We start from the raw sequence: 20,742 nt of genomic DNA, 5'->3' as shown, positions 1-20,742 counted from the left end.
CGTTAGTGAACCGCCATACTGGCGCCGGATCACCGCCTCTGGAGAGGTCTTTCGATGACGCAGCACCCCTCCGCCGTCCTGAGCCGGTCGGCACACCAGGACACGTTCTGCCGCGACAACCTGCCCCCGGTCGACCTGTGGCCGGTGCTCGACCTCGGCCCGCTGGGCTACGGCGACCGGCTCAACTGCGCCACGGAACTGCTCGACGCGACCATCGACCGTCTGGGCCCCGACCGGCCGTGCCTGCGCACCCCCGACGGGCCGACGTGGAGCTACGGCGAGCTGCGCGCCCACGCCAACCGGATCGCGCACGTCCTCGTCGAGGACCTCGGCCTGGTGCCGGGCGGCCGGGTCCTGCTGCGCGGCTTCAACGAGCCGTGGCTGGTCGCCTGCTGGTTCGCCGTCCTCAAGGCCGGCGGGGTCGCGGTGACCACGATGCCGCTGCTGCGCGCCGGGGAGCTGGCCACGATGGCGCAGATGTGCGCGCCGACGGTGGCCCTGTGCGACGCCCGGCTGGTCGAGGACCTGCAGAAGGCGGCGATCCCCGACCTGCGGACGGCGACCTTCGGGGCGGCGGGCGACCTGGGCGTGCTGGCGGACGGGAAGCCGGAGAGCTTCGACGACGTCGACACCGCCGCCGACGACGTCGCCCTCCTGGCCTTCACCTCCGGCACCACGGGCCGGCCGAAGGCGACCATGCACTTCCACCGCGACGTGCTGGCCATCGCCGACACGTTCTCGGCGCACGTGCTGCGCCCCGAGCCCGGCGACGTGTTCACCGGCTCCCCGCCGATCGGCTTCACCTTCGGTCTCGGCGGCCTGGTGGTCTTCCCGATGCGCGTCGGCGCGAGCGTGCTGCTGCTGGAGAAGGCGACGCCGGACCTGCTCGCCGACGCGATCGCGCGGCACGGGGTCACGGTCGTCTTCACCGCGCCCACCGCCTACAAGGCGATCCTCGCCGCGGGCGCCGCCGACAAGCTCGCCGGCGTCCGCCGCGCCGTGTCCGCCGGCGAGGCGCTGCCGGAGGCGGTGTGGCGCGCCGTCCACGAGGCGACCGGCCTGAAGATCATCGACGGCATCGGGGCGACGGAGATGCTGCACATCTTCATCTCGGCCGCCGACGACGACATCCGGCCCGGTTCGACCGGCCGCGCCGTCCCGGGGTACACCGCCGCCGTCCTCGACGACGACGGGCAGCCGGTGCCCGACGGGACGCCGGGGCACCTGGCCGTCCGCGGGCCGACCGGCTGCCGGTACCTGCGCGGCGACCGGCAGGAGGTGTACGTCCGCCACGGCTGGAACGTCACCGGCGACACCTACGTGCGCGACGCCGACGGCTACTTCCACTACCAGGCCCGCACCGACGACATGATCGTCTCGTCGGGCTACAACATCGCCGGGCCGGAGGTGGAGCAGGCGCTGCTCGGGCATCCCGAGGTCGTCGACTGCGCGGTGGTCGGGGCGCCCGACGAGGAGCGCGGCATGATCGTGAAGGCCTTCGTCGTCCTCAACCCCGACCGCACGCGGGACGTCCCCGCCGAGGAGTTGCAGGACTTCGTCAAGCAGGCGATCGCGCCCTACAAGCGGCCGCGCGCGGTGGAGTTCCTCGACGAGCTCCCGCGCACCAGCACCGGCAAGCTGCAGCGGTACAAGCTGCGCTAGCCAGCACCCGGAACGCACCGCACCGCCGTGCTCCTGCCTAGGCTCGCCCGATGCTCCTCGCCGAGGACCTCCTGCTGCTCCTGACCGACGACGACACCGGGAAGCCGACCGCGTCCGGCGACGAGGTGGACCTGGCGCTCGGTGGCGCATTGCTGATCGAGCTCGCGTTGGCGGGGCACGTCGACGTCGCCGGTCCCGACGAGGCCCTGCGGCAGGGGCGCCTGCTCGTCAGGAACCCCGGCCCCACCGGCGACGGCCTGCTCGACGAGGCCCTGGCCACGGTCGGCCAGAAGGAGGGCTCGAAGCCGCAGAGCGTCGTGACTGCGCTGGGGAAGCGGATTCGAGGCCGGCTGTACGAGCGCCTGACCGAGGGTGGCGTCCTCCACGCCGAGGAGGGCCGAGTGCTCGGCATCTTCCCCAGCCACCGCTGGCCGGCCGCGGACGCCGCCCACGAGACGTCGATCCGAGCAGAACTCGAGACGGCCCTGCGCAACGGCACGACCTCGGACCCGAGGACCGGTGCCCTCATCTCGCTGCTGTACGCACTGAGGGCGGCGCACCGGGCAGTGGATCCGGAGGCGGTCGGGCTCTCCAAGCGTGAGCTGAACGGGCGGGCGAAGGGGATCGCCGAAGGGAACTGGGCGGCGAAGTCCGTTCGCGGAGCCATCGACAGCATGCATGCTGTCGTCATCGCAGCCACCTCGTCGGCCACGTTCCCGGGAGGAAGCGGCGGCTGACGTCGTCCTCCCGTCAGTGCCCCCGGAACGCCTCCTCGAGCCACCACGACGGCTCGTCGGCGGCCACCTTCGCGTCGATCAGCAGCGGCGCGATGCGCGGTCCGGCCAGCCAGTCCGCGACCGGTGACAGGTCCTCGACGGCGCGCGCGGTGACCGCCTCGAAGCCGTACCCCCGGGCGATCGACGCGAAGTCCGTCTCCGGGAACCGGACCGTCTCCAGCGGCTGCCCGTGCGGCCCGAAGTGGTGCACCTCGGCGCCGTACGCGGCGTCGTCGTAGACGACCACCACCATCGGCAGCCCGAGCCGCACGACGGTCTCCAGCTCGGAGGCGCCCATCAGCGCCCCACCGTCTCCGAGGGCGGCGACCGGCAGCCGGTCGGGGCGGGCCAGCGCCGCACCGATCGCCGTCGACAGGCCGAGGCCGATCGACTGGAACGCCTGCGTGAAGCAGAAGCCGAACTCGTCGGGCACGTCGAGGAACATGCTCGGGTAGCCCATGAAGTTGCCCGAGTCGACGGCGACGACCCGCTCGGCCGGCAGCAGGTCGTCCAGCGCGATGGTCAACGCCCGCGGATCGATGCGGCCGCCGCCGCCGAGGTCGTCGAACGGCACGTCGCGCCAGCGCACCCGCTCCGCGATCGCCGCACGCACCTCCGGCGTCCGGTAGCCGGTCCGCGGCTCGCACTCCACCACCGCCTCCGCCACGGCGCGCACGGGCCCGACCACCCCGAACGCGATCGGGCGCTGGGCGCCGAGCGCGTCGGCGTCGAGGTCCACCTGCACGACGACGGCGTCGTCGGCGATCAGCCGCCCGTGCCGCATCGTCCACATGTTGAGCTGGCAGCCCCACCCCACGACCAGGTCAGCGCCGCTGATCAGCTCGGCGGCCAGCGGGGAGGCGAAGCCGCCGGAGACGTCGAGCGACCACGGGTTGCCGGCGAACAGCCCCTTGGCGACGGCGGAGGTCGCGAGCAGCGCCCCGCACCGCTCGGCCAAGGACTCCAGGGCCGCGCGCGAGCCGCGCGCCCCCCGACCGGCGACGAACACGGGGCGGCGAGCGGTCTCGAGGGCGCGGGCCAGCTCGGCGACGCCGGGTCGGTCGATGACCACGTCCATGGACGCCGGCAGCGCGGCCATCGGCCCGGCGGACGCCTCCTGTCCCTGCACGTCGAGCGGCAGGTTGAGCAGGACGACGCGCCGGTCCCGCACGGCGGTGGCGACGGCCGCCGCGGCCCGCTCCCCCGCCTCGGCGGCCGAGTCCACCCGCATCGGCACCGCGCCGACCGCCGCGGCCAGCGCGGCCTGGTCGACGGAGAAGTTCGACCGCGGCGAGGTCGCCTCCGCGGCGACGACGACCAGCGGCGTCCGGCTCTTGGCCGCCTCGGTGATGCCGGTCAGCCCGTTGGTCAGGCCGCACCCCTGGTGCACGGTGACCGCCGCGGGCCGCCCGGTCATCCGGGCGTACGCGTCGGCCATCGTCGCCGCGCCGCCCTCGTGCCGGGCGGCGACGTACCGGGCGCCGGCGGCCACCATCGCGTTGGTGACGACGAAGTTGCCGGAACCGACGACGCCGAACGCGGTGTCGATCCCGGAGCGGACGAGCGCCCGGCCGACGACCTCCGCGACGGTCATCCGCGCTCGACCAGGGCCAGCACCCGTGCCGGCGACCCGGAGCCACCCACGATCGGCAGCGGCGACGCGATCAGCAGCACACCGGTGGCCGGCAGCTGCGCGAGGTTCTGCAGCTGGGTCAGCCCGTACTTGCCGCTGCCCATCAGGGCCGCATGGCAGGGGAAGGGCGGGTCGAAGGAGTGCGCGGCCCCGGCGTCGGTGCCGACCGTCTCGACCCCGAACCCGATCACCGGGGCCTCCTCGGCCAGCCAGCGGGCACACGCCGGCGAGACCCCCGGCGTGTGCGGCCCGGCGTCGTCGGCGTTGAGGAACTCCTCCTGCGACGACGACCGGGCGTCCCACCCGGTGCGGTAGAGCAGCCAGCCGCCGGTGGGCAGCGGCCCGTGAGCGGACTCCCACGCGCGGATGTGGTCGACCTCGAGCAGGAAGTCGGGGTCCGCGGCCACCTCCGCGGAGAAGTCGAGCACGACCGCCGGCCCGACCAGGCGCGCGGCCGGCACCGAGGCGACGTCGTCGCCGTCCTGGCCGGTCACCCAGTGGTTGGGGGCGTCGAAGTGCGTGCCGGTGTGCTCCCCGGTCCGGAAGTTGTTCCAGTACCAGGCCGGGCCCCGGTCGTCGTAGCGGCTGAGCTCCTCCAGCTCGAAGGTCGCGGTCTGGGCGAACTGCGGCGGGAGCTGGATGACCGGCGTCTGCGCGGACAGCGGCGCGGTGAGGTCGAGCACCTCGACGGTGCCGGAGGCGAGCGCGTCGGCGAGGTCGGCGAGGAGGGGCATGGAGGTCCTTTCGCTGGGGGCGGTCCGCCCGAGCATCCCGTGGCCGGCCCTCCGCCGGAATGCCTACTGGTCTTGTAGCGCATCGTTGACGACCGTCGCACACGCGGCATACAGTCGGGCCACCGATCTGGAGGACGGCCCATGCGCATCGCGGTTGTCGGCGGAGGCCCCGGGGGCCTGTACTTCTCCGCGCTGGTCAAGCAGCTCGATCCGTCCCACGAGGTGACGGTGTGGGAGCGCAACGCACCCGATGACACCTTCGGCTTCGGCGTCGTCTTCTCCGACGAGACCCTCGGCGGCATCGAGCACGCCGACCCCGTGGTCTTCGCGCAGATGCAGCGGCACTTCGCCCGCTGGGACGACATCGACGTGCACTTCCGCGGGACGACGACGACGTCGGGCGGGCACGGCTTCGCCGCCATGAGCCGCCAGGAGCTGCTCGGCATCCTGCAGCGGCGCTGCGCCGACCTCGGTGTGACGGTGCACTTCCGCACCGAGGCGCCCGACCCGGAGCGGCTGCGCGCGGAGTACGACCTCGTGCTGGCCGCCGACGGCGCCCGCTCGCAGGTGCGCACCGCCTACGCCTCAGTCTTCCGCCCGACTTTCGAGACCCGGCGCTGCAAGTACATGTGGCTGGGGACCGACCTGGTCTTCGAGGCATTCAAGTTCTACGTCGAGGAGACCCCGCACGGGGTCATGCAGATCCACGGCTACCCCTACGACCGCACCGGCAGCACCTTCATCGTCGAGATGCACGACGAGGTGTGGCAGCGGGCGTTCGGCGACGTCGCGACCGTGGACCTCCCACCCGGCGAGAGCGACACGAAGTCCATCGAGCTGGTCGAGCAGCTGTTCGCCCGGGTCCTCGACGGTCACCGGGTGTTCGCCAACAACTCGAAGTGGCTGAACTTCCTGTCGCTGCGCAACGAGACCTGGCGGCACGGCAACCTGGTGCTGATCGGCGACGCCGCGCACACCGCGCACTTCTCCATCGGCTCGGGCACGAAGCTCGCCATGGAGGACGCGCTCGCCCTGGCCGCCTGCCTGCACGAGCACCCCGACCTCGAGGCCGCGCTCACCGCCTACGAGGAGGAGCGTCGTCCGGTGGTCCTCTCCACGCAGCGCGCCGCCCAGGCCAGCCTCGAGTGGTTCGAGGACATCGGGCACTACGTGCACCAGGAGCCGGAGCAGTTCGCGTTCAACATCGTCACGCGCAGTCGCCGGGTGACCCACGAGAACCTGCGGCTGCGCGACCCCGAGTTCGTGGCCGGAATCGACGCGTGGTTCGCACGCTCCCAGCCCGTGCCGGCCGAGCCGCGGCCGCCGATGTTCCACTCGTTCCGGCTCGGCCCCCTGGAGCTGAAGAACCGGATCGTCGTCTCGGCGATGGACATGTACTCCGCCCACGACGGCGTGCCCACCGACTTCCACCTCGTCCACCTCGGCAGCAAGGCGCTCGGCGGCGCGGCCCTGGTGATGACCGAGATGCTGTGCACGTCACCCGAGGGCCGGATCACCCCCGGCTGCTCCGGGCTCTGGTCCGCCGAGCAGGAGGCGGCCTGGACGCGCGTCGTCGACTTCGTGCACACGGCCACCGACGCGAAGATCGGCGCCCAGCTCGGCCACTCCGGCCGCAAGGGCTCCACGAAGCTCATGTGGGAGGGCATCGACGACCCGCTGCCCGAGGGCAACTGGGAGGTCGTCGCCCCGTCCGCGGTGCCCTACTCCCCCGCCAACCAGGTGCCGCGCGAGCTCACGGAGGCCGAGCTCGGCGACCTCCGGGACGAGTTCGTGCGCAACGCCGAGGCCGCGGCGCGGGCCGGGTTCGACGTGCTGGAGCTGCACTGCGCGCACGGCTACCTGCTCTCTTCGTTCATCTCACCCCTGTCCAACCACCGCACCGACCGGTACGGCGGTTCCCTGGAGAACCGACTCCGGTTCCCCCTCGAGGTGTTCGACGCAGTGCGCGCGGTCTGGCCGGCCGACCGGCCGATGACGGTGCGCATCTCGGCGACCGACTGGTTCGAGGGCGGCACCGACGTCGACGACGCCGTCGCGGTGGCCCGGGCCTTCGCCGAGCACGGAGCCGACGGGATCGACGTGTCGACGGGGCAGGTCGTGAAGGACGAGCGCCCGGCGTTCGGGCGCAGCTACCAGACGCCCTACGCCGACCGGATCCGCAACGAGGTCGGCCGCGAGTTCGGGATCGCGGTGATCGCCGTGGGGGCGATCTCCAGCTACGACGACGTCAACTCCATCCTGCTGGCCGGCCGGGCCGACCTCTGCGCGCTCGGCCGCCCCCACCTCTACGACCCGCAGTGGACGCTGCACGCCGCCGCCGAGCAGGAGTACAGCGGGCCCGGCGTCACCTGGCCGCAGCCGTACGCCGCGGGCAGCCGCCGTCCGCAGACCGGGCGCAACGAGGGCCCGCGACCGCGGCTCGAACTGGTCCGCCGGGGCGAGCCGCGCACGCGGCACGCGCGCTGGCGCCCCTGACCTACAGAGACCGGGGTGACACCGCCCCGCCCACCCACCACGATGAACCCACAGTCGAACCGAGCGAGGGAGCGGCCATGACCGACCGACCGGGGATCCCGGCCCGCGAACTGTCCGACGAGGAACTCGAACGCCAAGGCGTGCACGCCCACGCGATGCGGCACTGGGTCTTCCTGCACGGCACCGCCGAGCAGTTCCGCACCCACACCGAGCGGATGCTCGAACTGGAGCAGGAGTACCTGCGGCGGCACCCGCAGCGGACCTGGCAGGGCTCCGGCGGGGAAGCGGAGGCGCCCTCGCGCGACGACCGGATCCGCGACCTCGTGCAGACCTTCTCGCGGGCGATCACCGCGCTGCTGGACGAGCAGCCCTCGGCGGCCGCCGAGAGCAGCCACCGGCGCGACCCGGTCCAGGCCCAGATCGACCTGCTGCGCCGGTTCGCCGACGCCCCGGACGGCCGGATGCACAAGCTCGAGGCCCACCAGCTCGCCCGCCAGCTGGCCCCCGACAGCCACCTGGTCGCCCAGCTCTACCGGCAGGACCCGCCGCTGCTGCAGGCAGACCGCGACGTGCGGGTGATCACCGACGCCGGCCGCGCCTGGCTCGAGCAGCACGCCGTCTCGGCCTGACGCGAAGAGGCCCCAATGGCCACCGTGGCCCCTGTCCGCCCGCGGTCAGTCGTGGCGGGCCAGCTCCGCCCACGCGGTCCGGGCGCGCGTCGCCCAGGCTGCGTGCCGCTCGCGGAACACCTCGGCGGCGCGGTTGCCGCTCCAGCGCGGGGGGAGCAGCTCGCGCGGCAGCCGCGGGTCCAGCAGCGGGAAGCGTCGCCACTCCTGGACCAGGCGGACCTGGGCGACCAGCGCCTGCCGGTCGGTGCGCGGGCGAGGGCGGCCGACCAGGTCCAGGAAGTCCTCGTACCGGCGCTCGATCGCGTCGAGGTCCCACGCGGTGCGGGCGAGAGTGCGTTCGTCGCCGAGCCGGCCGGCGGTCGCGACGAACGACCAGCTGCCGGCGAGCAGCCCCAGCTCCTCGAGGACGTGGCAGGCCTCGGGCTCGCGGTCGACGCGGGGTGTCACCCACGTGGTGGCGTTGACCGAGCCCAGGCCGGTCCAGCCCAGGCGGGTGCGCAGGCGCTGCCGCAGCGCCCGGTTGTTCTCGGGGACGCCGATCGTCATCACCAGCCAGCGCCGGTCCCACGGTCGCTCGTCGGCGGCGAAGCCGTAGATGCGGTCGGTGCCCTCGCGCAGCAGGCGGGTGCCGGCGGGCGTGAGGCTCCACCGGGTCTCCCGCCCGACCCGGCTCGCCTCGATCCAGCCGCTGTCGGCGGTGCGCATGATCGCCTGGCGGGCGGCCTTCTCGGCCACCGCGAGGTCGGCGAGCAGATCGATGAGCGTGGCCGTCCAGACCGGACGCCCCTCGGGCAGCACGAACTCCCCCAGCACGGTGAGCAGCAGGCTGCGGGCACTGGCCGCGCCGAGCTCCTGACGCCGGGTGACGACCGGCCCGTCGACGACCTCCACGGGGCACATCGTTGCACCTCCCGTCGAATGCCGGTCCGACCCAGGTCCGGCCCGTCCCGGCGGAACGCCTACCGGCGGGTCACATCACCGATGTGTAACAAGTCCTCCGTCTCCACTGTGAGGCTTGACACACATGGGCCGGACACTACAGGCTGCATCAGCGACGGACGTGCATCTGTAGCACGTCGCGCGACCCTCTGGAGTGTGCAATGGCGCCCCCGTTCCTCGCCCGCCGACGTCTGACCACAACCTTCGGGGCCGGGGCTCTGGCCCTGACGCTCGCTGCCTGCGGCGGCGGCAGCCTCGGTGGCGACGACGGCGGTTCGGACGGCGGAGGCGACGGCGGCGGCACCGTCCGCGTCGGCCTGGTCATCCCCCAGGCGGGCGTCTACACGCCGCTCGGCGAGGACATGCAGCAGGGCTGGGACCTCTTCCTGGACCAGAACGACGGCATGTTCGGCGACTACGAGGTCGAGACCGTCATCGCCGACGAGGGCGAGAGCCCCGACACCGGCGTGCCCGCCGTCCAGCGGCTGCTGACCGAGGACAGCGTCGACGCGATGGTCGGCATCGTGAACTCGGCGACCGCCCTCGGCGTGGCCGAGCAGGTCACCGAGGCCGAGATCCCGCTGATCGTCGCCAACGCCGGCGCCGAGGCGATCACCCAGGACGCGGCCAGCCCGTACGTGTGGCGCTCGTCGTTCACCAACCAGCAGATCGCGGCGGCGATGGGCACCTACCTCGGCGAGGAGGGCGTCGGGCCGGTCTACGTCATGGCGCCGGACTACGCGGCCGGCCAGGAGGTCGTCGAAGGCTTCATCGAGGCCTACGAGGCCGCCGGCGGCACCGTCGCCGGTCAGGCGCTCACCCCGTTCGGCACCACCCAGGACTTCCAGCCCTTCCTCTCCGGCGTGCAGTCCTCGGGCGCGGCGGCCACGTTCGTCTTCTACGCCGGCGGCGAGGCGGTCAGCTACGTGCAGCAGTACGACCAGTTCGGCCTCAAGGACAGCATCCCGCTGTACGGCTCGGGCTTCCTGACCGAGGGCAGCGTGCTCGACGCCCAGGGCGAGTCGGCCGTCGGCGTCCGGACGACGCTGCACTACTCCACCGAGATCGACAACGAGGCCAACGCCGCGTTCGTGGAGGCCTACCAGGCGGCCTACGACGAGCTGCCGACGACGTACGCCGTGCAGGCCTACGACGCGGCCAACGTGCTCGACCGGGCGCTCGCCGACGTCGACGAGGTCTCCGGCCCGGCGATCGCCGAGGCGCTCGAGGGGGTCGGCGAGATCGACGACAGCCCGCGCGGACCGTGGAGCTTCACGAACCAGACCCCGGAGCAGCACATCTACCTGCGCGAGGTCGCCGACGAAGGCGGCACACTGCTCAACACCGTGGTCCAGGACCTCGGCGTCCAGCCGCAGCCCTAGTCCAGCCGCGCTAGCACCGCGGCGGCGGCCGTGGCCGGGAGGAACCACTCCCGGCCACGGTCGCCGATCCGCGCGGAGAGGGGATCTTCGATGGCCGGCTGGTTCGACGCGAACCTGGTCAGCATTCTCAACGGGTTCGCGATCGGCTCGTTGCTCTTCATCCTCGCCGTGGGGCTGTCCATCGTCTTCGGGATGATGGACGTGCTCAACCTCGCCCACGGCGCGTTCTTCCTGGTCGGCTCGTACCTGGCGGTCACGTTCGTCGCCGGCGAGTCCTGGGCCGGGTTCTTCACCGCCCTGGGCGTCGCCGCCCTCGTGGGGCTGCTCGCGGGCGGGGCGCTGGCCGGCCTGACCGAGCCCCTGGCCCGCCGCCCGATCCTCGACCAGGCGCTGCTGACGCTGGGCATCTCGCTCATCGTCGCGGAGGTGCTGTCGATCATCTACGGCAACGACGTCTTCTCCGTGCCCGAGCCGCCCGCCCTGGCCGGCAGCGTCAGCGTCGCGGGCAGCGCCTACCCCACGTACCGGCTGATGCTGATCGCCGTCGGCCTGGTGCTCGCCCTGGTCGTCTGGCTGGTGGTCGAGAAGACCTCGATCGGCGCGCTGGTGCGCGCCAGCGTCGCCGACCGCGAGATGGTCTCGGCGATGGGCATCGACAACCGGAAGGTGAAGTTCGCCGTCCTCGGGGTCGGCTCCCTGCTGGCGACCGTGGCCGGCGTCCTGGCCGCCCCCGTCTACGGCGCGCGCCCCGGGCTGGACAAGACGATCCTGCTGCTCGCGCTGGTCGTGATCGTCATCGGCGGCCTCGGGTCGATCCGCGGCGCGCTGGTGGGCGCGCTGGTGATCGGCCAGGTGGAGTCGCTCGGCCGGGCGCTGGTGCCCGACTACGCGTCGTTCATCCTGTTCGGCACGCTGGCGCTCGTGCTCATCGTCCGGCCGCGCGGCCTCTTCGCCGGGAAGGTGGCCCACTGATGAGCGTCGTCCCCGACAGCACCACCGAGCCGGCCGCGGCGGGCCCGGAGGTGCGGCCGTCGCCCACCCGCGGGCGCGGGCTCGCGCTGCGCGCCGCGCCGCTGCTCGTGCTGTTCCTGCTGCTGGCGGCCGTCCCGCTGTTCGTCGCCCCGTTCACCGCGAACACTCTGTCCCGGATCCTGATCTTCGCGCTGTTCGCCGTCAGCCTCGACCTGCTCGTGGGGATCACCGGCCTCCCCTCGCTGGGGCACGCCGCGTACTTCGGCATCGGGGCGTATACCGCCGGCCTGGTGTCGATCCACTGGACGAGCGAGGCGCCGGTCCCCGTGCTCCTCGCCGCGGCGGCCGGTGCCGTGGCCGCGGCCGCCACCGGCTGGCTGGCCGTCCGCAGCGGCGGCGTGTACTTCCTCATGCTCACGCTGGCCATGGGCGAGCTGGTCCACCAGCTGGCGCAGCGGCTCACGGGCGTGACCGGCGGGTCCAACGGCCTGTTCGGCATCCCGAGCGTGCGCGTCGGCGGGGAGCCCCTGACGCTGGCCGGGCTCCTGTACTGGTACGTCCTCGCGATCGCGCTGCTCGGCTTCGTCGGGCTGTGGCTGGTCGCGCACTCCCCGTTCGGCAGCACCCTGAAGGGCATCCGCGACAACGAGCCCCGCATGCGGTCGCTGGGCTACTCCCCCTTCCGCTACAAGTTCGTCGCGTTCGCGATCGCGGGTGGCTTCGCCGGGCTGGCGGGCGGGCTGTTCGCCGGGCTCGTGCGCATCGTCAACCCGACCGACACCGGCTTCACCACCAGCGCGCTGATCCTGCTGGCGGTCGTCCTCGGCGGGGCCGGGACGCTCTGGGGTCCGGTCCTCGGCGCCGCCGTCGTGGTGCTGGTCCGCGACACCTTCGGTCCCCAGCTCGACGGGCACGGGCCCCTGCTGCTCGGCGTGGTCTTCGTCGTCGCGGTCTACGTGCTGCCGCGTGGGTTCGCCGGCCTCGCCGGCCTCGCGACCCGCCGGCGGCGTGCACCAGGAGGTGCGGCATGAGCGAACCGCTGCTGTCCCTGTCCGGCGTGAGCCGGCACTTCGGTGCCCTCAAGGCCGTGGACGCCGTCGATCTCGGCATCCCCGCCGGCTCCCGGCACGCCCTCATCGGGCCCAACGGCGCCGGGAAGAGCACCCTGTTCAAGCTCATCACCGGGGCGATGCCGGTCTCGTCGGGCACGGTCGCGCTGGGCGGCTCCGACATCACCGGTCTGTCGGAGAACCAGCGGGCCCGCCGGGGCATCAGCCAGACCCTGCAGCACTCGAGCCTGTTCCTCACCCAGACCGTCCTGCAGAACGTGCTGCTGGCCGCCCAGCGCCACCACCCCGGCCGGCGCTCCCTCGTGCCGCGCCGCCAGGCGGCGGCGCGCGAGCGTGCCCGGGCGCTGCTGGCCGACGTCGGTCTCGAACAGCGCTCGGACACGCCGGTCGCGGCCCTGTCGCACGGGGAGCGCCGCCAGGTCGAGGTCGCGGTCGCCCTGGCCTGCGAGCCGCGGCTGCTGCTGCTCGACGAGCCGGCGGCCGGCATGTCACCCGCCGAGAGCGCCCGCCTGGTGGGACTGCTGCAGGCCCTGCCGGAGTCGGTGACCGTGGTCATCGTGGAGCACGACCTGGATGTCGTGTTCGCGCTGGCCACGTCGGTGACCGTGCTGCACCTCGGCCGCGTCCTGCTCACCGGCTCCCCCGACCAGGTCCGCACCAGCGACGCGGTCCAGGAGGCCTATCTCGGCACCGGCCGGGAGTCGCTCTTCCTCGACGGCACCGGCCCGGCCCATCTGGAGGTGAGCTGATGCTCGAGGTCCGCGGACTGGAGTCCGGCTACAAGCGCAGCACCGTCCTGCAGGGGGTCGACCTGGACGTGGAGGCCGGCCAGGTGCTGGGCCTGCTCGGCCGCAACGGCGTCGGCAAGAGCACCCTGATCAACACGCTGATGGGCCTGGTGCGCCCGTCACGGGGCAGCGTCACCCTCGACGGGGCGGAGCTCGCGGGACGCCGTCCCGACGTGATCGCCCGGGCGGGCGTCGCGCTGGTCCCGCAGGGGCGGCGGGTGTGGGCGCCGCTGAGCGTGACCGAGCACCTGGACCTGGCCGCCCGCCGGGGGCGGGGCCGGGGGCCGTGGGACGTCGCCCGGGTGCTGGAGCTGCTACCCCGCCTCGGCGAGCGGCGACGGCACGGCGCCGGTCAGCTCTCCGGCGGCGAGCAGCAGATGCTGGCCATCGCGCGCGCCCTGCTGACCAACCCCCGCCTGGTCCTCATGGACGAGCCCTCCGACGGCCTGGCCCCCGCGGTCGTGGATCTGATCGGTGAGGCCATCGGCGGGATGAAGGCCGAGGGGGTCACCCTCGTCGTCGTCGAGCAGGACCTGCACCTGGCGTTCGCCGTCGCCGACGAGATCGCGGTCATGGACAAGGGCCTGATCGTGCACCGGTCCACCACCCGCGAGTTCCGCAGCGACAGCTCGGTGGCCCACTCCCTGCTGGGCGTGGCGTAGCTGTCGCGCCGAGTGGGCCCCGGAGGGGTCCGCGCAGGCGCGACGAAACGGCTCAACGGCACGGGGGACGGCACCTGGCCGCGGTGTCGTCCGGTAGGACGACGATGTTCTAGAACCGGTGGTTCTCCGGGTCGACGTAGCCGCCGCTCTCCTCGTGGCCGGGCCCGAGGTCGGACCCGCCTGCCGGGGCGTCGTCGGCGTAGGGGCGGGCGGCGGCCCGCTCCCGTGCGGCGGCGTAGCGGGCCCGGTGCGCTTCGTCGGGCAGTTCGGCCTTGCCCGTGCCCGGCCGGCCGTCCTGGTGCTGGCCGATGCCGCGTGTCCGATCACCGACGCGCTTCCACATGGCGCCGTCCTCGGTGCGGGTGAAGCCGTGCGCGAGGAACCACTCGGTGACCGTTGCCCGGTCCGGGTGTGTGTCGCGCACCACATTGACCACGTAGTTGAGCCCGCGCGCCGCCGCCTCGTCCTCGAGCCGGGCGAGCGCGAACTCCCCTGCGCCGGTGCCGCGGGCGGGCTCCTCGACCGCGAGCAGGATCTCCGCGTCACCCCAGACGTCGTCCAGCCAGCCGTAACCGACCACGCGCTCTCCGTCGACGACACGCCACCAGTCGCTCGACAGCCGCTCCCCCGGTGTCCGCGCCTCGGCCCGGAAGACGCCCTCCGGGACGGTCGCGAAGACCCGCTCCCGGTCGGCGTCCCAGCGGGGGTCCGCGTCCTTCACCCAGGTCAGTCGGGCGGTTCGCGCTTCCGTATCGGTCATGCCGCATCCTCGCGCTCGTCCGGGCCCGCGCGCCATCCGGAGGCACATCGGGCGGGTGGGCGCAATCTACACCTGTCGGGCATCTTGCGCATCGGTCTGTAGCACGTCAGGATGGGGTCGCACGCCCCGCGAGGCGCTCACGCCCGCAACCCTCTGGAGGCACCGTGACCACCCTCGAAGACCGCTCGGCCGCGACGACGGAGGGCACGGCTCCCGTCGCCGACCCGGCCGCGACGACCGAGGTCTCCTTCGACACCTCGCCCGACCGCTACAAGCACTGGACGCTGTCGGTCGACGGCGAGGTGGCCACGCTCACGCTGGACGTCGCCGAGGACGGCGGGATCGTCCCGGGCTACGAGCTGAAGATGAACAGCTACGACCTGGGCGTCGACATCGAGCTGCACGACGCGGTCCAGCGGATCCGCTTCGAGCACCCCGAGGTCAAGGCGGTCGTGGTCACCAGCGGCAAGGACCGCATGTTCTGCGCCGGCGCCAACATCAAGATGCTGGCCGCCTCGCCGCACAGCTGGAAGGTGAACTTCTGCAAGTTCACCAACGAGACCCGCAACGGCATCGAGGACGCGACCGAGCACTCCGGCCTGCCGTTCATCGCCGCCGTCAACGGCACCGCGGCCGGTGGCGGCTACGAGCTCGCCCTGGCCTGCGACCAGATCGTGCTGATCGACGACAACTCCTCGGCGGTCTCGCTGCCCGAGGTGCCGCTGCTCGGGGTGCTGCCCGGCACCGGCGGGCTCACCCGCGTCGTCGACAAGCGGGGCGTCCGGCGCGACCTCGCCGACGTCTTCTCGACCACCGCCGAGGGCATCCGCGGCGACCGCGCGGTCAAGTGGCGGCTCGTCGACGCCGTCGTCAAGGCCAGCGAGTTCTCCGACGACATCGCCCGCCGGGCCGCCGAGGCCGCCGCGACGTCGAACCGTCCGGGCGCCGGTGCGCAGGGCGTGCAGCTCACCCCGCTCCGCCGCGAAGTCGAGGGCGACACCACCCGCTACGAGCACGTGCGCGTCGAGATCGACCGCGAGGCCGGCACCGCGACGATCACCGTGCTCGGCCCGACAGCCGCGCCGTCGAGCGTCGAGGAGCTGCACGAGCAGGGCGACTCCGCCTGGCTGCTGGCCACCACCCGCGAGCTGGACGACGCGATCCTGCGGCTGCGCACCAACGAGCTCGCCGTCGGCACCTGGCTGCTGCGCACCGAAGGTGACGTCGCCGGCGTGATCGCCTACGACGAGCTCCTGCTCGCCCACCGCGACGACTGGCTGGTCAACGAGACCATCGGCTTCTGGAAGCGCACGGTGAAGCGGCTGGACACGACGTCGCGGAGCCTGTTCGCGCTGATCGAGCCGGGCAGCTGCTTCGCCGGCCTGCTGGCCGAGATCGCGTTCGCCGCCGACCGCTCGTTCATGCTCGAGGGGCAGTTCGAGGACGACGAGAACCCGAAGCCACCGGCGGTGATCCGGCTCGACGAGTTCAACACCGGGCTGCTGCCGATGAGCAACGACCTGTCCCGGCTCCAGGTCCGCTTCCTCGGGAGCGCCGACGAGCTCGCCGCCGCCGAGGCAGCGGTCGGGCGGGATCTCGACGCCGCCGAGGCGCTCGAGCTCGGCCTGGTCACCAGCGCCCCGGACGACATCGACTGGGAGGACGAGATCCGGCTCGTCGTCGAGGAGCGCAAGAGCTTCTCCCCCGACGCACTCACCGGCATGGAGGCCAACCTCCGCTTCGCCGGCCAGGAGACCCCGGAGACCAAGGTCTTCGGCCGCCTCACCGCCTGGCAGAACTGGATCTTCCAGCGGCCCAACGCCGCTGGCCCCGAGGGAGCACTGCGCCGGTACGGCACCGGTCAGCGGGCCGACTACGACAGGAAGCGGGTCTGACCATGACCACCACCGAGAGCACCCCGCAGTCGGGCACCGTCACCGGCGAGGCCCCGAAGCCCACCGGTCCGCTGTCGAAGATCGACTACAGCGAGCGGATCCCGAACAACGTCAACCTGGCCGGCGACCGCAAGCTCCAGCGGGCGCTGGAGGGCTGGCAGCCGAAGTTCCTCGACTGGTGGAAGAACCTCGGCCCTTCCATCCCGACGCACGACGTCTACCTCCGCACCGCGATCGCCGTCGGCCGCGACGGGTGGGCGCACTTCGACCGGGTGCCCATGGAGGAGTACCGCTGGGGCATCTTCCTGGCCGAGCGCGACCCCGACCGGAAGGTCAACTTCGGGGACAAGCTGGGCGAGCCGGCCTGGCAGGAGGTGCCGGGTGAGCACCGCTCGGACCTGCGCCGGCTGATCGTCGTCCAGGGCGACACGGAGCCCGCCTCGGTCGAGCAGCAGCGCCACCTGGGCATGACCGCGCCGTCGCTGTACGACATGCGCAACCTGTTCCAGGTCAACGTCGAGGAGGGCCGTCACCTGTGGGCGATGGTCTACCTGCTGCACGCCTACTTCGGGAAGGACGGCCGCGAGGAGGCCGAGGAGCTGCTCAAGCGCAACTCCGGCGACTACGACTCGCCCCGCATCCTGGGTGCGTTCAACGAGGAGACGACCGACTGGCTGTCGTTCTTCATGTTCACCTACTTCACCGACCGCGACGGCAAGTACCAGCTCGGGACGCTGAAGGAGAGCGGCTTCGACCCGCTGGCGCGCACCTGCGAGTTCATGCTCAAGGAAGAGGCGCACCACATGTTCGTCGGCACGACCGGCGTGCAGCGCACCGTGCAGCGGACCGCCGAGCTGATGAAGAAGCACGGCACCGACGACATCTGGGAGTACGGGGGGATCCCGCTGTCGGTGATCCAGAAGTACCTCAACTTCCAGTTCTCCGTGTCGATGGACCTGTTCGGGTCCGAGACGTCGTCGAACGCGGCGGCGTACTACACCGCCGGGCTCAAGGGCCGCTGGATGGAGACCCGACGCAAGGACGACCACCAGCTGCACGGCCTGACCATGGAGGTGCCGATCATCGAGAACGGCGCGATGGCCACCAAGACGGTGCCGATGCTGACCGCGCTCAACCTCGACCTGCGCAACGAGTACGCGGCCGACTGCGAGAACGGCGTCAAGCGCTGGAACCAGGAGCTGGAGGACGCCGGCCTCGAGCAGCGGCTGTTCCTGCCGCACCAGGGCTTCAACCGCAAGGTCGGCACCTTCGCCGCGCACCACGTCAGCCCCACCGGCGAGATCGTCGACGACGCGACGTGGGAGAAGAGCGTCGGCGACTGGCTGCCGACACCCGAGGACCGCGCCCGCGTGGCCGAGCTGATGGTGCCGCACTACGAGGCCGGCGACTTCGCCGGCTGGATCTCCCCGCCGTCGGTCGGCATCAACTCGCTGCCCGTCGAGTACGACTACGTCCGGTTCTGAATGTCCTGACCCCTCCGGAGTCGTCGGGTGACCGTCCCGCGTCACCCGACGACTCCGCTGTCACGAGAAGGGACGGGCAGCGTGGCCACCGTCGACACCGCCCCCGCAGCACCCGTACCGCCGCCGGCACCCCCGGCTCCCGACGTCTTCAACGCCGCCGAGTGGCTGGTCACCCGGCACGCCCTCGCGACACCCGAGCGCCGGGCGATCACTGCCATCGGTCTCGACGGCAGCGTCCGCACGTTCAGCTACGGCGAGCTGGACGGCGAGGTCCGCCGGTTCGCCGCGGCCCTGCTCGCGTCGGGCGTCCGGCCCGAGGAGCGGCTGATCCTGTGCATGGGTGACACCCCCGAGCTGCTGACGGCGTTCCTCGCCGGCCTGCGGATCGGCGCCGTCCCCGTGCCGGTGAGCACGATGCTCAAGCCGAAGGACATCGCGGTGCTGGCGCGCGACAGCCGGGCCCGCCTGGTGGCGCTCAGCGCGGAGTTCGCCGAGCTGGCCCCGGCCGTCGGCGGGCTGCCCGATCTCGCCGACGTCGTCGTCCTCACCGACGGCGCACCGCTGCCCGAGGTCGAGGGGACGCGGGTCCGTGACTGGGACTCGTTCGTGACGGCGGGGGCGGACTTCCTGGAGCAGACGGCCACGCCCTACCCGACGGTCGCCGACTCCCCCGCCTTCTGGCTGTACACGTCCGGCACCACCGGCACCCCCAAGGGCGCGATGCACCGGCACGGGTCGCTGCGCGACACCGCCGAGACCTACGCCCGGGACGTCCTGGCGATCGGGCCGGACGACGTCACGTTCTCGGTGGCCAAGTTCTTCTTCGCCTACGGCCTCGGCAACACCCTGACCTTCCCGTTCTCGGTGGGCGCCAGCACGGTCCTCGACCGGTCGCGGCCGAGCCCGGCGGGCACGCTGCGGGTGCTGCGCGACTTCCGGCCGACCCTCTTCTTCGGCGGGCCGACCTACTACGCCGCCCTGCTCGCGGCCGGTCTTCCCGAGGACGCGTTCGCCGGCGTGCGGGCCTGCGTCTCGGCCGGCGAGGCGTTCCCCGCGGCGCTGTTCGAGCGGTTCACGTCGACGTTCGGCGTCGAGATGCTCGACGGCATCGGCTCGACGGAGATGCTGCACATCTTCATCAGCGGCCGGCCGGGGCGGACCCGGGCCGGCGCCACCGGGGAGATCGTCGCCGGGTACGAGGCCAAGATCGTCGACGACGACGGCGTCCCCGTGCCCGACGGCACGCCCGGCAACCTGTTCGTGCGCGGGAGCTCCGCGGCCACCGGCTACTGGTGCCGCATGGAGACCACCCGGCTGGTGTTCCAGGGGCACTGGGTGCGCACCGGGGACACCTACGTGCGCAGCGCCGACGGCTACTACAGCTCGCTGGGACGCACCGACGACATCATCAAGGCCGGCGGCATCTGGGTCTCGCCCACCGAGGTCGAGGAGCGGCTGCGCCAGCACCCCGAGGTGATGCAGGTCGTCGTCGTGTCGGTGCCCGACGAGACCGGGCTCGACAAGCCGGTCGCGTGCACCGTGCTGACCGCGGGCTCGACCACCACCACCGACGACCTCGTCGCCTTCTGCCGCGAAGGGCTGGCCGCGTTCAAGCGGCCGCGCAACGTGCTCGTGTTCGACGAGCTGCCGACGACGGCCACCGGCAAGCTGCAGCGCTTCCGCGTCCGTGAACTCGCCCTCGAGCGCCTCGCCGGCTCGGCGTCCTCCGACCTGGCCCCCACCCCCGGAGGTCCCGCATGACTGCCACCGACACGCTCCAGCCCGACGCCGCCGTGGGCGGCGGCCGCGACGTCGACGTCGACCTGCTCGTCGTGGGCGCCGGACCGGCCGGCCTCTATGCGGCCTACTACGCCGGCTTCCGCGGGCTGCGCACCGCGATCGTGGACAGCCTCCCCGAGGCCGGCGGCCAGGTGACGGCGCTCTACCCGGAGAAGATGGTCTACGACGTGGCGGGCTTCCCCGGCATCAAGGGCCGCGACCTGGTGGCCGGGCTGGTCGAGCAGGCCGCCCGGTTCGACCCGGTCTACGTCCTGGGCGAGCGCGCCGAGCACCTCACCAACGAGGCCGGGCACCGGCCGCGCGCCGGCGAGCGGCTGGTCGTCACGACCGACAAGGGCACCCGCATCCGCACCGGTGCCGTGGTGATCACCGGCGGAATCGGCACCTTCACGCCCCGCCCGCTGCCCGGCGGCGCCGAGTGGGAGGGCCGCGGCCTCACCTACGTCGTCAAGGAGCTGGCCGCGCACGCCGACCAGGACGTGGTCATCGTCGGCGGCGGCGACAGCGCCGTCGACTGGGCGCTGGCCCTCGACGGCATCGCCTCCTCGGTGACCCTGGTGCACCGGCGCAAGCACTTCCGCGCCCACGCGGCCAGCGTCGCCGACATGGAGAAGGGCTCGACCGTCGTCGTGACCGACGCCCAGGTCGACTCCCTCGACGGCGGGCTCGTGGACGGCGTGGAGCGGCTGCACACCGTGAACGTCAAGCACAAGGACGGCGCGGTGACGCCGTACAAGGCGCACTCGGTGATCGCGGCACTCGGCTTCACCGCCGACATCGGGCCGCTGGAGACGTGGGGCATCGAGATCGTCGACCGCAAGATCATGGTCGACACGGCGATGCGCACGTCGGTGCCCGGGGTGTACTCGGCCGGGGACATCACCGAGTACCCGGGCAAGGTGCGGTTGATCTCGGTAGGTTTCGGGGAGGCAGCCACTGCTGTGAACAACGCCGCCACCTACCTCGACCCGGACCAGCCGCTGTTCCCAGGGCACAGCAGCGACGACCCCGCCGGCATCGGCGCGGCCGCCGCCCACTGACCCCGTTCTGGAGGAGATCC

General features: G+C 72.6%; 17 protein-coding genes. 13 read left to right on the top strand and 4 right to left on the bottom strand.

The genetic code is table 11. From position 1 onward, the window contains the following. The first annotated feature begins 54 nt into the window (after positions 1-54). Positions 55-1,662 carry an AMP-binding protein gene (locus ABD644_RS06860; protein ID WP_344687957.1) on the top strand — a complete coding sequence of 536 codons (1,608 nt, stop codon included), beginning with the start codon at positions 55-57 and terminating at the stop codon, positions 1,660-1,662. Between the two features lie 50 nt (positions 1,663-1,712). Beyond that, positions 1,713-2,399 (top strand): GOLPH3/VPS74 family protein, encoded by a 687-nt coding sequence (locus tag ABD644_RS06855; protein ID WP_344687955.1) that lies wholly within the window; start codon positions 1,713-1,715, stop codon positions 2,397-2,399. Positions 2,400-2,412: 13 nt separating this feature from the next. Here ABD644_RS06855 and ABD644_RS06850 read toward each other — a convergent pair whose 3' ends face one another. After that, positions 2,413-4,032 (bottom strand): thiamine pyrophosphate-binding protein, encoded by a 1,620-nt coding sequence (locus ABD644_RS06850; protein WP_344687954.1) that lies wholly within the window; start codon positions 4,030-4,032, stop codon positions 2,413-2,415. After that, entirely contained in the window at positions 4,029-4,805 is a 777-nt protein-coding gene (locus ABD644_RS06845) for a cyclase family protein (RefSeq protein ID WP_344687953.1), read from the bottom strand. Before ABD644_RS06845 ends, ABD644_RS06850 begins: the two co-directional genes overlap by 4 nt. Before the next feature lie 141 nt (positions 4,806-4,946). Here ABD644_RS06845 and ABD644_RS06840 point away from each other — a divergent pair, with 141 nt between their 5' ends. Both ABD644_RS06840 and ABD644_RS06835 read left to right on the top strand, forming a co-directional pair. Beyond that, positions 4,947-7,301: a bifunctional salicylyl-CoA 5-hydroxylase/oxidoreductase gene (locus ABD644_RS06840; protein ID WP_344687951.1), complete on the top strand. Its 2,355-nt coding sequence runs from the start codon at positions 4,947-4,949 to the stop codon at positions 7,299-7,301. A gap of 77 nt (positions 7,302-7,378) precedes the next feature. Next, on the top strand, positions 7,379-7,930 hold the full coding sequence (locus ABD644_RS06835; protein ID WP_344687950.1) for a DUF6158 family protein: 552 nt from the start codon (positions 7,379-7,381) through the stop codon (positions 7,928-7,930). Between the two features lie 45 nt (positions 7,931-7,975). Here the strand turns inward: ABD644_RS06835 and ABD644_RS06830 are convergent, their stop codons facing one another. Next, complete coding sequence (locus tag ABD644_RS06830; protein WP_344687949.1) at positions 7,976-8,830, bottom strand: PaaX family transcriptional regulator; 855 nt, start codon at positions 8,828-8,830, stop codon at positions 7,976-7,978. Between the two features lie 200 nt (positions 8,831-9,030). On the opposite strand from ABD644_RS06830, the gene ABD644_RS06825 reads away from it, so the two are divergent. The 5 genes from ABD644_RS06825 to ABD644_RS06805 all read left to right on the top strand — a co-directional run bounded on the left by ABD644_RS06825 (position 9,031) and on the right by ABD644_RS06805 (position 13,743). Beyond that, the gene (locus tag ABD644_RS06825; RefSeq protein WP_344687948.1) at positions 9,031-10,251 is read left to right on the top strand and encodes an ABC transporter substrate-binding protein; all 1,221 of its coding nucleotides are present in this window, start codon (positions 9,031-9,033) and stop codon (positions 10,249-10,251) included. 90 nt (positions 10,252-10,341) lie between these two features. Beyond that, entirely contained in the window at positions 10,342-11,223 is an 882-nt protein-coding gene (locus ABD644_RS06820) for a branched-chain amino acid ABC transporter permease (protein WP_344687946.1), read from the top strand. Continuing rightward, positions 11,223-12,254, top strand: a complete 1,032-nt coding sequence (locus ABD644_RS06815; protein WP_344687945.1) for a branched-chain amino acid ABC transporter permease — start codon at positions 11,223-11,225, stop codon at positions 12,252-12,254. The genes ABD644_RS06820 and ABD644_RS06815 overlap by 1 nt, the downstream gene beginning before the upstream one ends. Further along, the gene (locus ABD644_RS06810; RefSeq protein ID WP_344687944.1) at positions 12,251-13,042 is read left to right on the top strand and encodes an ABC transporter ATP-binding protein; all 792 of its coding nucleotides are present in this window, start codon (positions 12,251-12,253) and stop codon (positions 13,040-13,042) included. Before ABD644_RS06815 ends, ABD644_RS06810 begins: the two co-directional genes overlap by 4 nt. Then, positions 13,042-13,743 carry an ABC transporter ATP-binding protein gene (locus tag ABD644_RS06805; protein ID WP_344687942.1) on the top strand — a complete coding sequence of 234 codons (702 nt, stop codon included), beginning with the start codon at positions 13,042-13,044 and terminating at the stop codon, positions 13,741-13,743. Before ABD644_RS06810 ends, ABD644_RS06805 begins: the two co-directional genes overlap by 1 nt. Positions 13,744-13,852: 109 nt before the next feature. Here the strand turns inward: ABD644_RS06805 and ABD644_RS06800 are convergent, their stop codons facing one another. Further along, positions 13,853-14,503 carry a GNAT family N-acetyltransferase gene (locus tag ABD644_RS06800; RefSeq protein WP_344687941.1) on the bottom strand — a complete coding sequence of 217 codons (651 nt, stop codon included), beginning with the start codon at positions 14,501-14,503 and terminating at the stop codon, positions 13,853-13,855. Between the two features lie 164 nt (positions 14,504-14,667). Between ABD644_RS06800 and boxC the strand changes: the two genes are divergently transcribed. From boxC to ABD644_RS06780, 4 genes are all read left to right on the top strand, one after another. Further along, entirely contained in the window at positions 14,668-16,398 is a 1,731-nt protein-coding gene (gene boxC, locus ABD644_RS06795) for a 2,3-epoxybenzoyl-CoA dihydrolase (protein WP_344687940.1), read from the top strand. 2 nt (positions 16,399-16,400) lie between these two features. Then, positions 16,401-17,882, top strand: a complete 1,482-nt coding sequence (boxB, locus tag ABD644_RS06790) for a benzoyl-CoA 2,3-epoxidase subunit BoxB (protein WP_344687939.1) — start codon at positions 16,401-16,403, stop codon at positions 17,880-17,882. Between the two features lie 81 nt (positions 17,883-17,963). Beyond that, positions 17,964-19,643, top strand: a complete 1,680-nt coding sequence (locus tag ABD644_RS06785) for a benzoate-CoA ligase family protein (RefSeq protein WP_344687937.1) — start codon at positions 17,964-17,966, stop codon at positions 19,641-19,643. Further along, a complete protein-coding gene (locus tag ABD644_RS06780; protein ID WP_344687936.1) occupies positions 19,640-20,722 on the top strand; it encodes an NAD(P)/FAD-dependent oxidoreductase in 1,083 nt (360 codons plus the stop codon). Before ABD644_RS06785 ends, ABD644_RS06780 begins: the two co-directional genes overlap by 4 nt. Positions 20,723-20,742 lie beyond the last annotated feature (20 nt).

The sequence above is a fragment of the Blastococcus jejuensis genome, assembly GCF_039534705.1.
Classification (GTDB): domain Bacteria; phylum Actinomycetota; class Actinomycetes; order Mycobacteriales; family Geodermatophilaceae; genus Blastococcus_B; species Blastococcus_B jejuensis.
The sequence above is the reverse complement of the archived record's forward strand: the minus strand, read 5'-3'. Positions and strand labels throughout refer to the sequence as shown.